This is a genomic window from Methylobacterium sp. NPDC080182 (assembly GCF_050281105.1).
In the GTDB taxonomy this organism is placed as follows: domain Bacteria; phylum Pseudomonadota; class Alphaproteobacteria; order Rhizobiales; family Beijerinckiaceae; genus Methylobacterium.
Genome location: NZ_JBNNWO010000015.1, coordinates 158818 through 174501, shown reverse-complemented (window position 1 = coordinate 174501; position 15684 = coordinate 158818). Strand labels below are relative to the sequence as shown.

The 15684-nt window shown below is 72.9% G+C and carries 14 protein-coding genes; 11 read left to right on the top strand and 3 right to left on the bottom strand.

Translation table 11 applies throughout. From position 1 onward, the window contains the following. Positions 1-100 precede the first annotated feature (100 nt). From ACQKQD_RS25010 to ACQKQD_RS24985, 6 genes are read left to right on the top strand one after another with little or no spacing between them, the layout of a single operon-like run. Positions 101-916 (top strand): OmpA family protein, encoded by an 816-nt coding sequence (locus tag ACQKQD_RS25010; RefSeq protein ID WP_427509859.1) that lies wholly within the window; start codon positions 101-103, stop codon positions 914-916. Between the two features lie 44 nt (positions 917-960). Further along, entirely contained in the window at positions 961-1947 is a 987-nt protein-coding gene (locus tag ACQKQD_RS25005) for a hypothetical protein (protein ID WP_427509858.1), read from the top strand. A gap of 52 nt (positions 1948-1999) precedes the next feature. After that, positions 2000-3001 carry a hypothetical protein gene (locus tag ACQKQD_RS25000; protein WP_091680687.1) on the top strand — a complete coding sequence of 334 codons (1002 nt, stop codon included), beginning with the start codon at positions 2000-2002 and terminating at the stop codon, positions 2999-3001. Positions 3002-3034: 33 nt separating this feature from the next. Then, the gene (locus tag ACQKQD_RS24995; RefSeq protein ID WP_091680689.1) at positions 3035-3760 is read left to right on the top strand and encodes a hypothetical protein; all 726 of its coding nucleotides are present in this window, start codon (positions 3035-3037) and stop codon (positions 3758-3760) included. Between the two features lie 50 nt (positions 3761-3810). Next, positions 3811-4128: a hypothetical protein gene (locus tag ACQKQD_RS24990; protein WP_091680690.1), complete on the top strand. Its 318-nt coding sequence runs from the start codon at positions 3811-3813 to the stop codon at positions 4126-4128. Beyond that, a complete protein-coding gene (locus tag ACQKQD_RS24985; protein WP_427509857.1) occupies positions 4125-5540 on the top strand; it encodes a hypothetical protein in 1416 nt (471 codons plus the stop codon). The genes ACQKQD_RS24990 and ACQKQD_RS24985 overlap by 4 nt, the downstream gene beginning before the upstream one ends. On the opposite strand, the gene ACQKQD_RS24980 is transcribed toward ACQKQD_RS24985, so the two are convergent. Next, on the bottom strand, positions 5524-5772 hold the full coding sequence (locus ACQKQD_RS24980; protein WP_427509856.1) for a hypothetical protein: 249 nt from the start codon (positions 5770-5772) through the stop codon (positions 5524-5526). The two genes, ACQKQD_RS24985 and ACQKQD_RS24980, sit on opposite strands and share 17 nt — an antisense overlap. A gap of 304 nt (positions 5773-6076) precedes the next feature. Here ACQKQD_RS24980 and ACQKQD_RS24975 point away from each other — a divergent pair, with 304 nt between their 5' ends. The 5 genes from ACQKQD_RS24975 to ACQKQD_RS24955 all read left to right on the top strand — a co-directional run bounded on the left by ACQKQD_RS24975 (position 6077) and on the right by ACQKQD_RS24955 (position 11098). Beyond that, positions 6077-6493, top strand: coding sequence for a hypothetical protein (locus ACQKQD_RS24975; protein WP_427509855.1), 417 nt, complete (start codon positions 6077-6079; stop codon positions 6491-6493). 340 nt (positions 6494-6833) lie between these two features. After that, complete coding sequence (locus ACQKQD_RS24970) at positions 6834-7058, top strand: ribosome modulation factor (RefSeq protein ID WP_020094563.1); 225 nt, start codon at positions 6834-6836, stop codon at positions 7056-7058. 164 nt (positions 7059-7222) lie between these two features. Beyond that, positions 7223-9301, top strand: a complete 2079-nt coding sequence (locus ACQKQD_RS24965; RefSeq protein WP_427509854.1) for an ATP-binding protein — start codon at positions 7223-7225, stop codon at positions 9299-9301. Between the two features lie 10 nt (positions 9302-9311). Beyond that, entirely contained in the window at positions 9312-9980 is a 669-nt protein-coding gene (locus ACQKQD_RS24960; protein ID WP_091926902.1) for a response regulator transcription factor, read from the top strand. Positions 9981-10105: 125 nt separating this feature from the next. Then, entirely contained in the window at positions 10106-11098 is a 993-nt protein-coding gene (locus ACQKQD_RS24955) for a DUF808 domain-containing protein (RefSeq protein WP_026605162.1), read from the top strand. Here the strand turns inward: ACQKQD_RS24955 and ACQKQD_RS24950 are convergent. Together ACQKQD_RS24950 and ACQKQD_RS24945 are read right to left on the bottom strand one after the other, a co-directional pair. Then, positions 11072-14311, bottom strand: coding sequence for an efflux RND transporter permease subunit (locus ACQKQD_RS24950; RefSeq protein WP_427509853.1), 3240 nt, complete (start codon positions 14309-14311; stop codon positions 11072-11074). The two genes, ACQKQD_RS24955 and ACQKQD_RS24950, sit on opposite strands and share 27 nt — an antisense overlap. A gap of 108 nt (positions 14312-14419) precedes the next feature. Continuing rightward, a complete protein-coding gene (locus ACQKQD_RS24945; RefSeq protein ID WP_427509852.1) occupies positions 14420-15679 on the bottom strand; it encodes an efflux RND transporter periplasmic adaptor subunit in 1260 nt (419 codons plus the stop codon). Between the last annotated feature and the right edge of the window lie 5 nt (positions 15680-15684).

Genomic DNA, 15684 nt, shown 5'->3' with positions numbered 1-15684 from the left:
TCGCGAAGATCGCGAGGCCGGGCGATGAAAATCGCTCTGGGCCGCCCATGGTGGGGTGAGAGGGGCCGAAGCAAGGCCCGGGACACTGGAAGGGGAAGCGATGCGGACCCACGATCTGCCGCGCGCCGCGCGGGCGCGCCTCGGCCGCTCCGGACTGTTGCTCGCCGTCGGCCTCGCCCTCGCGCTGGCCGCGCCCGCGCGGGCGAACCCGCTCACCGAGGTGCCGGGTGCCCGGGCAGCGCAGCCGGACGAAGCGCCTCCGCCGCGGGACCCGGCCGCGGAGCGGGCGGAGGCCGAGGAGGCGCGGGCCGCGAACCCGGGTGCGACCGCGATCATCCGGTCGCTCGCGCCGTTCGCCGACGGCAATCCGGGAGCGCCCGCGCGGCCGCTGGCGGTCAGCCCCGACGACGGCGGCCCGGCGGTCCGCGTCGTTCCCGCCCGGTCGATCGATCTCACCGTGTTCTTCGCCTACGACAGCGCGCGCCTGACCCCCGAAGCGCGCATCCAGCTCGAACCGCTCGGCGAGGCCCTGCGCGCCGAGCCGCTCGCGGGCCACGGCTTCCTGATCGCCGGCCACACCGACGCCGCCGGCGGCCGCGCCTACAACCGCCGCCTCTCCCGGGCCCGGGCCCGGGCCGTGAAGGCGCATCTCGTCGAGACCTACGGCATCGCCCCGGAGCGCCTGCGCGTCCACGGCTGGGGACCCGCGCGGCCGAAGGATCCCGACGCACCCCTGTCACGGGTGAACCGCAGGGTGGAGGTCAGCCTGATCGCGCCGGCCCGCAGCGGTGCCCTCCGCTTCGTCCTGCCGGTCGCGGATGGTCCGTGCAGCGACCTGGCCGACCCGCGCCTGCGGACGGATCTCGACCTGGACGATTTCCGCGCGGCTCCGACCCCGCGTCCCTGCGCCGAATGACGCCAACTCGCCTCACCGACGGTCCGAAGACGGAGAGACCCGCGATGTCCTGGAGGATCCCGATGCCCCACGTCCGCACCACCGCGTTCCGCACCACCGCGTTCCGCGCCGCCTGCCTCGCCGTCCTGGCGCTCGGATCCGCCTACGCGGCACCGGCCCGGGCGCAGACCAAGCCCAACGTCGTCGTGATGGGCGAGGACGCCGACGAGGACGCGGTGCCCCGCGGCAACCGCATCTTCCAGCGGGTGATCCACGAGCTGTCCGAGACCATGAATCTGCGCGGCTACAACGTCTACGACGAGACCGCCGTCGCGATGGGGTTCACCCAAGCCAACCGGGTGCGCCGGCGGGATGCCGAGTTGATCGAGGTCGCCCGCGCGGTCCAGAATCCGCCGCTCGACGTGGTGGCGGTGTTCCAGATCTACGCGTCGGCGTCGAAATCCGCCTACTCGGATATCGTCCGGCCGGAGATCCGTATCCCCGGCCGCCTCCTCAACGTCCGCACCGGTCAGTCGCTCGGCTCGTTCGAGGTGGCCGGGCTCCAGTTGCCGCCCCTGCCCCAGGGATGCGACCGCGAGTGCCTGCTCGAGCGGGTCGGCGCCGAGGCGAAGACGGTGGCCGCCGACCTCGCGGCCGCCCTCACCGCGAAGCTCGACGGCGTCATAGCGCCCCGCCGCGGTGCCGATGCCGGCGCCGCGCCCCCCGACGCCGCTCCGGTCGGCGGCGCCGTGGCGGCGGCGCCCGGCGGCGAGGGCTGCGGGGGTTTGCCCAGCGCCTACGTCGTCCGTCTGAGCGGCTTCTCGGCCCAGGAGGTCCAGGCGGCCGAGGAGTACATGGCGGCCTTCCGCTGCTACGAGCACCACCGTCCGGTGCGCGCGAGCGGGGCCAGCACCGAGTACTGGTACGAGACCCGCTCGGATTCCGCCCGGCTCGGCCGGAACCTCCGCCTGATGCTGGAGCACATGAGCGCGCCGGGTCAGGTCCAGTTCTCGGGCAACACCTTCGTCATCAGCCGCGTGGCGACGCGGTAGCCGAACCTCGCCTTCCCCGCCTCGTCGTCCCACCGTTCCCTGAAGGTTGACCATGTCGGTTCGCGAGCGCCTGCGCGGCGCCCTCTCCCATCTTGTCCCGCAACGCCCGGCGCGGCGCGTCATCCTGGCCGGACTGGTCTTCGCGCCCCTGGCGATCGCGGCCCGCGAGGCCCGGGCCGACCCGGTCTTTCCGGGCGCCGGTGCCCTCGGCCTGACGCCGCCGGCCGGGATGAGCGTGAGCCGGCGCTTCGCCGGTTTCGAGCATCCGGCCGGCGCGTCGATCATCCTGGTGGAGATGCCGCCGGAGGCCTGGGACCAGATCAATGGCCGGTTCACCCCCGAGGCGCTGGCCGCCACGGGCTTCCGGGTGAAGGGCGGGGCCGAGCCCCTGCCGGTCGCGGGCGGTGAGGGCTTCGTCCTGCGCGGCACCCAGCCGGCCAACGGCCTGACCTACGCGAAATGGGTCGCCGTCGTGCGCGGCGCCCCCGGGACCGGGCTCGTCACCGTGCAGGTGCCCGAGAAGGCGGCCCGGCAGGTGCCCGCCGCTTCCGTCGAGGCCGCCCTCCGCACGATCGCGTTCCGCGCGAAGGCGAGCCTGACCGATCAGGTCGCGGCGCTGCCCTACACGGTCGGCGACATGGCGGGCTACCGGCCGGCCGCGGTCTTCGCGGGCAACAGCCTCCTCCTCACCGAGGGACCCAAGGACGTCGATCCCGAGCGCGAGCAGCCGGTGATCGTCGTCGCGCCCTCGCTCGGTCAGGCGCCGGTCCCGGCGGGTGCGGAGGTCGCGGTCGCCCGCCGGCTGTTCGCGGCGCAGAAGGACTTCGCCGACGTGAACGTCACGGACGAGGCGCGGTCCAGTCGCGGCGAGGCGGTCGTCGTGCGGCTGCGCGGCACCGGGACCGACACCAAGAGCGGCCGTGCCCTCGGCGTGACGCAGACGATGGTCTTCGACGGCCAGCGCTACCTGCGGGTGCTGGGCTTCGCCGATGCCGGTCGCCCCGACGCCCTGGACAGGGCCGACCGTGTCGCCGCCTCGGTAGCGATGCGCTGACCGACCTCTGCACCCACAACGAGAGCCTTCCCGATGCGCCCGCCGCTCCTCGCCCCGCTGCTCCTGGTCTCCGCCCTCGCCCTGCTCGCTGGCCCGGCGCGCGCGGAGGAGAACGAGTGCCGGCGGTCCCCCTCGCTCGCGTCCGGCGCGCCCCCAACCTTCGGGCGCATCAGCGCGCCGGGGCGCACGGCCTTCGTCAAGGACGGGCTCGCCCGCGCCGGCTGCCCGGACCCGAGCGCCGCCTGCCGCGAGCGCGCCTACCTGGTGAGTGCCGATCCCGTCATCCTCGGCGAGCGTCGCGGCGCCTATGTCTGCGCCCACTATCGCGGCGCGGGCGACGAGATGGGCCGGACCGGCTGGCTCCCGGGCGAGGCCGTCGCCGTCGAGCCACCCGGTGCCGTCGCGCCTGCGGACTGGCTCGGCACCTGGACCCGTGCGGAGGCGCGCATCCGCATCACCCAGGCCGACAAGCCGGGGCTGCTCACCTTCGGGGGCGACGCCACCTGGGGCGCCGGGGATCCGGAGCGGGCGCGCCGCGGCGGCGTCCATATCGGCGAATTCGCCGGCACGGTCGCCCCGCAGGGCGCCGCGGCGAGCTTCGCCGTCGGCGAGAACGGGGCGCTGCCGGTCGAGGCCGGTGACGCGTCCGATTGCAAGGTCTGGCTGCGGCGGGTCGGCCCCTGGCTGGTCGTCGACGACAACCTCGCCTGCGGAGGCGTCAACGTCACCTTCCGCGGCCTCTATCGCCGCCAGCCATGAGCGGCGCGGCGAGACGCGGCCGCCTCGGCTCCGCGCGGGGCTTGTGACCGATGGCCATCCCCACGATGGCGCGGCCGAGCCCGTCCCGGCGACGCCTGCGCGTGATCCTCATCCTGCTGCTGATCACGTGGCTGCCGGTCGTACCCTTCTCGCTCGGCCTCGCGCTGACGAGCCTGACCGGCTGCACCGTCAACGAGGCGGGGACGCACCCCTGCCCGGTGGCCGGACACGATATCGGCGGCCTGCTCTACACGCTGACGATGACGGGCTGGCTGCTGATCCCGTTCCTGCCCTTCATGGCCCTGACACTGCTGCTCACCGTCGTGCAGGGCCTGCTGATGATCCTTCGAGCGTGGTTGCGGCGATGATGCGGTTCACCTTCCGGCGCGCGGCCGCGCTGCTCGGCCTCGGCGTGGCAGCCGTCCCGCTGTCGAGCCTGGCGATCCCGGTGACGGCGACCCCGGCACGGGCGCAGGCGACCGAGGTGGAGGGACCGGCCCTCCCCTACGCCTCGACGCCCGACCTGCGGGCCGCCACGGTCGCGCGGGCGGTGCGCGACCAGCGCGCCACGAACCCGATCGCCGCGGCCGAGACGGCGCGAGAGCTGGCCCGGCACGATTACGACAGCGTCTTCCGCGGCTTCCTCGACGGGACGCCGCTGCGGCCGGACGATGCGGGCGACGTGCTCACCGCCTTCATCGCCCTGCAATGGATGGTCGCCAACGACGCGACGGTCGAGCCGAGCGCGGCGGCCCTGCGGGCGATCCGGACCCGGTTCGTGGCGCCGATGGCGGAACGGCCGCCCCTGTCCCAGCCGGCCACGCGGGCGGCCTTCGCCGAGCAGGTCAAGCTGCGCGCCGTTCTCCACCATGCCGGCTGGCAGGCGGCCAAGCGGCTCGGCGTGCTGCCGCGTTTCCTGGCGGGCCTGTCCAACGAGTTCATCCCGGTCGCCACGCTGCGGAATCTGGCGCTGACCGAGGACGGGCTGGTGCCGAAGGGCCGGGCCGGACGCGCGGCCCCGAAGCCGCCACCGGTCGCGGAGAGCCCGCCCGTGCCGGACGCGCGGCCGGCTCCCTCCCCGGCTCCCTCCGCCCCGGACGCGGCCGGTCCCCCGCGCCACGCCGCCAACTGGGATTCGGTCGAGGGCGTGTACTTCCGTTCGACCACCGGGTTCGGCGTCGGCGGTCTCATGACGATCGATTTCGAGCCGCTGATCTTCCTGCGCGACGGAACCTACTACGAGGTCGCCGACACCGCGCTCGAAGACGTGGACCTCGCCGCCGAGCGGGCCGCACGGCCCAAGCGATTCGGGCGGTGGAGCGCCAAGGGCGCCGGCTTCGTCCTGACCGACGCGCGCGGCCGCGCGAACGACTACGCCCTCGGCGACGGCAGCTTCTTCCGGGCCTTCCCGGCCGGCTCTGGCGAGCGGGTGGCGCGGGCGTACCGAAGGCTGTCGGGCGGCGGCAACACAGCCCTGGGCGGCGACGTCGCGATCGCCGTCGAGAGCCGCTACGACTTCCACGCGGACGGGAGTTACGGCCGCGGCGGCTCGGTCGGCGCGACGAATTCGGGGGCGAGCACCGGCGTCGGCACGGCGATCGCCCGTCGGCGCGCGCCGGAGGGCGGGCGCTACGCCCTCGATCGCCACACACTGACGCTGACCGCGGCGGATGGCCGGACCCGGCGCCTGTTCTTCGCCTACGGCTCGCAGAAGGATCCCCCCGAGATCGACCGCGAGATGGTCTTCGTGAGCGACGACGTCTTCAGCCCGGCGGACTGATCGGGATGCCGAGGGCGGCCCCTCGATCGGCGCGGATCTCAGGACGCGGGGCATCGCCGAATTCCGGGCCGAGCAGACCGCCGCCGAACCGCGCCCAGTCCTCCAGCGAGCGTCCGGGGGCGGCCTGCGGGCCCTGCTTGACCGGTCGCGGCGTCCGCGGCGCGCCGAGGCGCCCGTAGCGCCGGTACCAGGATCGCGCCCTCTGCACCGGCCGTCCCAACGCCTTCCGCATGCCGTCCCCCTGTGCAGCGCGCGCGAATGTCTACGGCCAAGCTAATCCAGGCCGGTCGCCCGGGCATGTCGGGCCGACCCTGACACGATTGCCGATCTCTCCGACTGCGGATCGGCGCCGGGCAACACAGATGAGCCTGCGGGACAGCGACCGGCGGTCTCCCGCCGTCCGCGAGTCCCGGGGAATGCGCGGTGGCCCGCGATGGCGGCCGGCATCGCTGTCCCGACAGACCGCGCCGCGCGGTCGGATCCGGCATCGGGTCCGATCCGTGCGGACGTCCTTCACCGTCTCTGGAGCTTAGCCCATGAAACGTCTCGCGATCGCCCTCACGGCGCTGTCGAGCCTCGTCCTGTTCGCCCCGTCGAGCGAGGCGCGACCCCACGGCCGCGGCTTCCATCATGGGCCCCACCATCTGGGCCACGGCGTCTGGAGGGGGCGGCGCCACGGCCTCCACCGGTACCGCCATCACCGTCTCCACCGGCACTACCGGCGGCACCGGGGCTACCGCGGATATCGCGGCGTCCACTTCCGCCCCGCCGGCTACGGCTTCCGGCCCCATGCGTATCGCTCGGGTGGCTGGGGCGGCTATCGCGGGGTCGGCTTCGCGACCGGCGCCGGCCTGGGCCTCGCGGCCGCTGCACGGCCCGGTCTCTACGGCGCGGCCTACGGGCGGACCTACGGGTACGGCTACGCGCCGGTCGGCTACGGCTGCGCCTACTAGGCGGCGCATCCGGACCGGGAGGCCGGGCCGTCACGGTCTCCCGATCGGCGTCCCACGCCACGCCCACGTCGGCGGGGCACTCGTGATCCTCGCGTCCGACGACGCGAGGATCTCGTGTCTCTCCGCGCATCATTCGGACGGATCGGGGCGATCTCCGAAAGATCCGGTGCCGCTTTCGTGCAATGGTCAATCGATCATCGCACGCACGGCCTGTCGGGATATTCCCGACAGGCGTCGGTGTGAGCGGTATCCCGGCTCGAAACAGCTTGCTTGGCCGTTCGAACTCGGCGCTTCTGACCCGGCGGGACAGGCTCCCGAGCGGCCGGAGAGATCAGCGCCCATGCTCATGGACATCGTCAAACAGGGCGCCCGCGCGCGCGCCGTCGGTCGGCCCCGCGACGCCTGCCCCTATCCCGGCGAGTCGCGCGAGCGCCGGGCCTGGTACGAGGGCTACGACGGCTCCTCGTGGGCGGTCGCGACGCGGATGCCGCACCCCGCCCGGATGCTGCCCGGATCGGCCCTTTCCGACGCCGGTGCCGCGTCCGACCCCGCCTCCCCGGCCTGACGGCGGCCCGACTTTCCCGTAGGAGAGCTGTGAGTTCACGGGCCGATGCGGGGATACGGGAGGCGGGCGACGGTGCGCGCGGGACGGCGAGACAGGGGCGTCGGGCCGTCCGAGCGATGGGCGCCGGGTCCGGACCGGCGCGCAGCGTGTCCGCGCACGGCCGCATGAATGCTCGCGCCCGCGACACCGCGATCCGGAGGCCCGAGCTCCAGCTGAGCCGCGGCAGCCGCCGCACCTTCGTCGCCCTCGCCCTCGCGGCCGCGATCCCGGTCCTGCTGCTCAGCGGCTGGGTCGCGACGCTGATGGCACAGCAGCAGCGCGACCTCGCCCGGAGCGCCGCCGTCGCCAGTGCGACCCGGGTGGCCGAGCGCGTCGCCTCGGACATCGCCGCCCAGATCGCCGTCCTCGAGGCCGAGGCCGCCTCCGCGACCCTCGACAGGCCCGACCTCGCGGCCTTCTACGCCGAGGCCGTGCGTCTCCGGCAGGCGCACCCGCTCTGGGAGACGGTGGAGCTCGCGCGACCGGACGGCGCCCAGATCGTCAACCTGCTCCGGTCCCTCGAGGAGGAACTCGGACCGACCTCGGACCGGACGAGCTTCGACGCGGTGGTGCGCACGCGGCAGCCGGTGATCGGCGGCATCGGCCCGGCCGGCTCGATCTCGGGCAAGCGCCTCGTCGCGCTGCGCGTGCCGGTCATCCGGGACGGCATTCTGCGCTACGTCCTCTCGATCCGGCTCGCCACGAACGCGGTGAGCTCGATCCTGCGCGACGCCGGCGCCCCCGAGGGCTGGGTCGGCACCATCGTGGACGCGGAGGGCAACACGATCGCCCGGACCCGGGCCGAGGTGGAGGAGCTCGGCCACCCGGCGAACCCGGCGCTCCAGGCGGCGATCCGGAACGCCCCGAACGGCTTCTACACCGGACCGACGCTGGAAGGCGCCGATGTCGAGGTGGTCTACCGGACCCTGCAGCATACCGGCGGCTGGTCGGTGCATTTCGGGATGCCGGTCGCGACGCTCAACGCGCCGGTCTCGCGGTCCTACGCCGTCCTGGGTGGCGGCAGCTTCGTCAGCATCGGGCTCGCCCTGGCGCTGGTCGGTCTCGTCGGCCGCGACATGGCGCAGCGCCGGGCGGGCGAGCAGGCCCGGTTCTCCCTCGCGCTCCGCTCCAGCGAGGAACAGGGCGCCGTCGCCGCCGAGGCCGCGGAACTCGGCACGCTGCGCTGGGACACCGTCGCGCACCGGGTCACCGGCTCGCCCCGCGCGGCCGATCTCCTCGGTTGGACGGCCGCCGCCGAGGGGCGCGACAGCGCCGTTGACGCCGACACGGTCCTGCAGGCGGTCGATCCCGAGGATCGCGGGCGCCTGAGCGAGGCCCTGCGCCGGAGCCTCGCCGAGGGCACGCCGCTCGACGTCGAGTTCCGCGTGACCCAGGAGAGTCGGGAGCCGCGCTGGGTGCGGGTCGCCGGCCGCGTGCCGCAGCTCCACGAGCATACCCCGGCCGGGCTGATCTACGGCGTGGTGTCGGACATCGAGCCGCGCAAGCGCGCGGAGGCCGAGCGCTTCGCGCTGCTGCGCCGCCTCGGCGAGGCCCAGGAGAACGAGCAGCGCCGGATCGCCCGGGAACTCCACGACCAGGTCGGCCAGACGGTGACCGGACTCTCGCTGGGCCTCAAGAGCATGGAGCGGCTCCTCGCACGCGGGGCCACGGCCGAGGCCGGCCGGCAGGTGGAGTGGCTGCAATCGCTCGCCGGGGAGATCGGCCGCGACATCCACCGGGCCGCCGTCGACCTCCGGCCGACCGCCCTCGACGATCTCGGCCTGCGCGAGGCCTTGGCCACCCTGCTGCGCGACTGGAGCCAGCGGCACGGGATCCGCGCCGACCTGGAGTTCCTGAGCGAGGCGACCCGGCTGCCGGCCGCGATCGAGACCGCCGTCTACCGGATCGTGCAGGAGGCCCTGACCAACGTCCTCAAGCACGCCCGGGCCGCGAGCGTCAGCGTCTCGGTGGAGAAGCGCGCGGGCGAGATGCGGGTCGTCATCGAGGATGACGGCATCGGCTTCAACGCCGACGAGCAGCGTGAGCGCGCCGGCGGCGAGGCGCCGGCCAAGCTGCGGCTCGGCCTGTCGGGCATCCGCGAGCGGCTGTCGCTCCTGAGCGGGACTCTCACGCTGGAATCGTCCCCGGGCATCGGTACGACGCTGTTCGTCACCATCCCGATTCCGGAACATCCCGAGACCTGAGGAGAAGCGCATGACGGACCGCATCCGCGTCGCCCTGGCCGACGACCATCCCATCGTCCTCGCGGGGATCCGGACGCTCCTGAACGCCGACCCGGAGATCGAGCTGGTCGGCGAGGCCACCAGCGGCAGCGAGGCGCTGCCGATGATCCACGCCGCCGACCCGGACGTCGCCGTCGTCGACGTCTCGATGCCGGGCCTCAACGGCCTGGAGCTGACCGAGCGCGTCGCCGGGTCGTGCCCGCGGACGCGGGTGCTGGTGCTGACGGTTCACGAGGACGCGGCCTACGTTCAGCCGCTGCTCAAGGCGGGCGCCCGGGGCTACCTCCTCAAGCGCTCGGCCGCGGAGGACCTGCTCCGCGCGGTCCGCGCCGTCGCGGCGGGCGGGATCTACCTCGACCCCTCGGTGGCGAGCCACGCCATGGCGCATCCCGGGGCCCCGACGCAGGGCGCGGAGTCCGAGCCGTCGGCCGAAGCGCTGAGCCCGCGCGAGACCGACGTGCTCCGGCTGATCGCGCAGGGCTTCAGCAACAAGGAGATCGCGCGGCGCTTCGATCTCAGCGTGAAGTCCATCGAGACCTACAAGGCGCGGGCCGCCGAGAAGCTGGGCCTGCGCACGCGCGCGGAGATCATCCGCTACGCCGCCGCGCACGGATGGCTCGACGCCCTGGCGCTGCGCTAGGCGCGAGCGAGCGGGGGCAGCCAGTCCCGGGCGACGGCCGGGTCCGCCGATTTTTCGCCGGTCAGGGATCAAATCCTGCCGCGGATCGTCTGTCTGGCGGACCGGTCAGGGACGAGGGGGGACGGGTGAGCGTCGGATTGATCGCCCTGTTGGACGATGTCGCCTTCATGGTGAGGGCCGCGGCGGCCTCGCTCGACGACGTGGCCGGCCAGGCGGCGCGCGCCGGCACCAAGGCCGCCGGCGTCGTCATCGACGACGCGGCCGTGACGCCGCGCTACGTCGTCGGCTTCGCCGCGGAGCGCGAATTGCCGATCGTCGGCAGGATCGCCCTCGGATCGCTGCGCAACAAGATCCTTTTCCTGCTGCCGGGTGCCCTGGCGCTGAGCGCCTTCGCCCCCTGGGCGATCACGCCACTCCTCATGCTGGGCGGCGCGTACCTGTGCTTCGAGGGCGCCGAGAAGGTCTACGAAGCCGTGTTCGCCCATCACGGCCACGGCGACGAGGCGGACCAGGAGGGTGGAGCCGGCGGCGATCAGGCCCGGGAAGACCGGCGCGTGGCGAGCGCTATCAAGACGGACTTCATCCTGTCGGCCGAGATCATGGCCATCACGCTGGCGGCGCTGCCGGAGGGCAGCTTCTGGATGCGGGCGGCGGTGCTGGCCATCGTCGCGGTCGGCATCACCGCGGGCGTCTACGGCGTGGTCGCGCTGATCGTGAAGGCCGACGATGCCGGTCTGGCCCTCGCCCGCAGCACCGCGGGCCCGCCGCTCGGAAGCCTGATCCGCGGGCTCGGCCGCGGCGTCGTCAAGGGCATGCCGATCCTGCTCAAGATCCTGGCCGTCATCGGGACGGCGGCGATGATCTGGGTCGGCGGCGGGATCCTGATGCACGGTCTGGAGACCTACGGGTTCTCGGCCCCGGCGCACGCCGCCCACGCGATGGCGGAGGCCGCGGCGGCGCGCGTGCCGTTCGCCGCGGGCCTCGTCGAGTGGCTCGTCACCGCGACCGTGTCGGGCCTCATCGGGCTGGTCGTCGGCGGGGCGCTGATCCCGCTGACGAACGTCGTGCTGGCGCCGGCGTGGCGCGCCCTGTCAGGCCTGTGGCAGCGGCGCGGCTGACGGGATCCCGTGATCGGCCGGCGCGGAGCCCGGCACAGCTACTGGCGCCGGGACCGGCGCTGCGGCGCCGTGATGCTTCAGGGGCCTGTTGCCGCTCAGGCGACGCAGCAGCACGTAGAAGACCGGGGTCAGGAACAGGCCGAAGGCGGTCACGCCGATCATGCCCGAGAACACCGCGACGCCCATCGCGCGGCGCATCTCCGATCCGGCGCCGGTGGCTGTCACCAGCGGCAGCACGCCCATGATGAACGCCATCGACGTCATCAGGATCGGCCGCAGCCGGAGGCGGCTCGCCTCGATCGCCGCCTGGAGCGGGGTCCGACCGGCGAATTCGAGCTCACGGGCGAATTCGACGATCAGGATGGCGTTCTTGGCCGAGAGCCCGACGAGCACGATCAGGCCGATCTGCGTGAAGACGTTGTTGTCGCCGGCCGACAGCCAGACGCCGAACATCGCGGCGAGCAGCCCCATCGGCACGATCAGCAGGATCGCCAGCGGCAGGGCGAGGCTCTCGTACTGCGCGGCGAGCACGAGGAAGACCAGGAGCAGCGCGAGGGGAAAGACCCAGACCCCGGAATTGCCCGCGATGAATTCTTGGTACGTCAGGTCCGTCCACTCGAAGGCGAAGCCCCGCGGCAGCGTCTCGGCCGCGATCCGCGTCGCCGCCGCCTGGGCCTGACCCGACGAGTAGCCGGGCGCCGCACCGGCGTTGATGTCGGCCGACAGGAAGCCGTTGTAGCGCATGGCCCGCTCCGGTCCGGCGGTCTGGCGGACGCGCAGCAGGGCGGAGAGCGGGACCATCTCGCCGGAACCGGCCCGGACCTTCAGCAGACCGACATCGTCCGACCGCGCCCGGAACGGGGCGTCGGCCTGGACGCGCACCGAGTAGGTGCGGCCGAACTTGTTGAAGTCGTTGACGTAGAGCGAGCCGAGATAGATCTGCAGCGTGTCGAAGACGTCCGTCACCGGGATGTTGAGCTGACGGGCCTTCGTCCGGTCGATGTCCGCGAAGAGCTGCGGCACGTTCATCTGGAAGCTCGAGAACAGCCCGACGAGTTCCGGCGCCTGGGCGGCCTTCGCCATGAACGCCTTCGTGGCGTCGTTCAGCGCCTCGTAGCCGAGGCCGGCGCGATCCTCGATCTGCAGCTTGAAGCCGCCGATCGTCCCCAGTCCGTTCACCGGCGGCGGCGGGAACATCGCGATGAAGGCCTCGGGGATCGCGGCGTACTTCTTGTTCAGTGACTGCGCGATCGCCGCCCCGTTGAGGGACGGGTCCCTCCGCTCGTCGAACGGCTTGAGCGTCGAGAACACGATCCCCGAGTTGGAGCTGTTGGTGAAGCCGTTGATCGAGAGGCCCGGGAAGGCGACGGCGCTCTCGACGCCGGGCTCCTTGAGGGCGATCTCGCTCATGCGGCGGATGACCTCCTCCGTCCGGTCGAGGGTCGCGCCGTCGGGCAGCTGCGCGAAGCCCACGAGGTACTGCTTGTCCTGGCCCGGCACGAAGCCGCCCGGGATCTGGCGGAACAGGCCGACGGTCAGCCCGACGAGCAGGACGTAGAGCGTCATCATCGCGGCCTTGCGCGACACCGCGAAGCCGACGCCGCGGCCGTAGCCGTTCGAGGCTCGCCCGAAGGCGCGGTTGAAGCGGCGGAAGAACCAGCCGAGCAGCCGGTCGAGGATGCGGGTGAGGCGATCCTTCGGCGCGTGGTGATCCTTCAGCAGCAGCGCCGAGAGGGCCGGCGAGAGGGTCAGCGAGTTGATCGCCGAGATCACCGTCGAGATCGCGATGGTGAGGGCGAACTGCTTGTAGAACTGGCCCGTCAGGCCGCTGATGAAGGCCAGCGGCACGAAGACCGCGACCAGCACGAGGGCGATGGCGATGATCGGGCCCGAGACCTCGCGCATGGCCTGGTAGCTGGCGTCCCGCGGGGACAGGCCGCTCTCGATGTTGCGCTCGACGTTCTCGACGACCACGATCGCGTCGTCGACGACGATGCCGATGGCCAGCACGAGGCCGAACAGGCTCAGCGCGTTGATCGAGAATCCGAAGACGTGCATCACCGCGAAAGTACCGACGATCGAGACCGGCACGGCGAGCAGCGGGATGATCGAGGCCCGCCACGTCTGCAGGAACAGGATCACCACGAGCACGACGAGGGCGATCGCCTCCAGCAGCGTGTGGATCACGGCCTCGATGGAGGCGCGCACGAACTGCGTCGGGTCGTAGACGATCTGGTAGTCGACGCCCTCCGGCATGGTCCGCTTGATCTCCGCCATGGTGCGGCGCACCTCGTCGGAGATCTGGATCGCGTTCGAGCCCGGCGACTGCGAGATCGGGATCGCCACCGCCGACTTGTTGTCGAGGAGCGAGCGCAGGGCGTAGTCGGAAGCGCCGAGCTCGATGCGCGCGACGTCGCGCAGGCGCGTGATCGCGCCGTCGGCGCCGGTCTTGACCACGATGTCGCCGAACTGCTCCTCGCTGCTCAGGCGCCCCTCGGCGTTGAGCGAGAGCTGCAGGTCGAGGCCCGGAACGGCCGGCGACGCACCGATCACGCCGGCCGCGGCCTCGACGTTCTGGGCCTGGATCTCCCGCACGACGTCGCCCGCGGACAGGCCATGCTCGGCCACCTTCTGCGGGTCGAGCCAGATCCGCATCGCGTAGTCGCCGGAGCCGAAGAGCTGGACCTGGCCGACGCCGTCGAGCCGCGCCAGGCGGTCCTTGATGTTCAGCACCGCGTAGTTGCGCAGGTAGGTCATGTCGTAGCGCCCGTTGGGCGAGACGAGATGCACGACCATGGTGAGGTCGGGGGAGCTCTTCACCGTGACGATGCCGAGCTGGCGCACCACCGCCGGCAGCCGCGGCTCGGCCTGCGAGACCCGATTCTGGACGAGCTGCTGCGCCTTGTCGGGGTCGGTGCCCAGCCGGAAGGTGACGGTCAGCGTCATGATGCCGTCGGTCGTGGCCTGGCTCGACATGTAGAGCATGCTCTCGACGCCGTTGATCTGCTCCTCGATCGGCGTCGCCACGGTCTCGACGATGACCTTGGGGTTGGCGCCCGGGAAGGTCGCGCGGACGACGACGGAGGGCGGCACCACGTCCGGATACTCGGAGATCGGCATCGCGAAGAGCGACAGCAGACCGCCGATGAAGATGAGCATCGAGAGCACGCCCGCGAAGATCGGGCGGTCGATGAAGAACTTGGAGAGATTCATGCCGCCCTCCGAGGGCGTGAGGCAGGGGCGTCCGGGCGGCCGCGTGCGGCCGCCGTCTCGAAGGCGTCGGGGATCTGGATCGGGCGGACGGGCGCGGCGCGCCGGCCGTCAGCGCTGCGCCAGCTTGCGCGGCCCGGAGGCGGCGTCCTGCGGGCGCGCGCCCATCGCCACCGGTTCGGGGCGCAGGAGGGTCCCGGGACGGACGCGCTGCAGGCCGTTGACCACGATGCGCTCGCCGCCCGACAGGCCGGAAGTCACGACGCGCAGACCGTCGACCGCCCGGCCGAGGGTGACGGCGCGGAACTCGGCCCGGTTGTCCGACCCCACGAGGAGCACGAACTTCTTGTCCTGATCGGTGCCGACGGCCCGCTCGTCGACGAGGACGAGGCGTTCCGGCGCGGCCTGACCGAGGCGCATCCGGGCGAACTGGCCCGGGATCAGGCGGCCATCGCCGTTGGAGAAGGTCGCGCGCACCCGGACCGTGCCGCTGCGCGCGTCGACCTTGTTGTCGATGAACTGGAGATGCCCGGCCGCGCGGGCGCCGTCGGCGGTCGCCATCTCCACGGGGATGCGGTCGAGCTTGCCGCGCCGGCCGCCCGGCTCGGCGACCGAGGCCAGCGCCTTCAGGACCACGCCCTCGTCGGCATCGAAGCTGGCGTAGACCGGATCGACCGAGACGAGCGTGGTCAGCACGGCGGCCCCGGCGCCCGTGGCCACGAGGTTGCCCGGCGTGATCTCGCGGCGGCCGACGCGGCCGCCGACGGCCGCCCGGACCTGCGTGTAGCCGAGGTTCAGGCGCGCCGCCTCCAGGGCCGCCTTCGCCGCGTCGAGGCTCGCCTTGGCCTCCTTGAACGCGTTGGCGCGGACGTCGAGGTCGCGCGCCGTGACGATGCGCTGGTCCGACAGCTTCTGCCCGCGCTCGAGGTCGCTCGCCGTCATGCCGACCCGCGCCTCGGCGCCCGCGACCTGGGCTTCCAAACGCTGGACCTCGGCCGCGTAGGGCGCGGGATCGATGGTCACCAGCAGGTCGCCGGCCTTGACCACCTCGCCTTCCGCGAAATGCGTGGCCAGGATCGCGCCGCCCACCCGGGCACGGACGTCGATGCGCTCGACGGCCTCCAGACGACCCGAGAACTCGTCCCAGAGGATGACGTCGCGCGGCTCGACGGTCGCGACCGAGGCCGGCATCGCCACCTCGGTCGGCGGCGTCGCGGCGACGGCCACGGTTCCCCGGACCAGGGCGCCGGGTATGAAGGTGTAGGAGACGCCTGCGAGAAGGGCGACTGCGAGGCTTCCGGCCGCGAGGCGCCGGGCACGGAGAGGATTGCGCGAGGGATGACGCTGAGGTTCCACGAGCGACTCCAACATCTGTA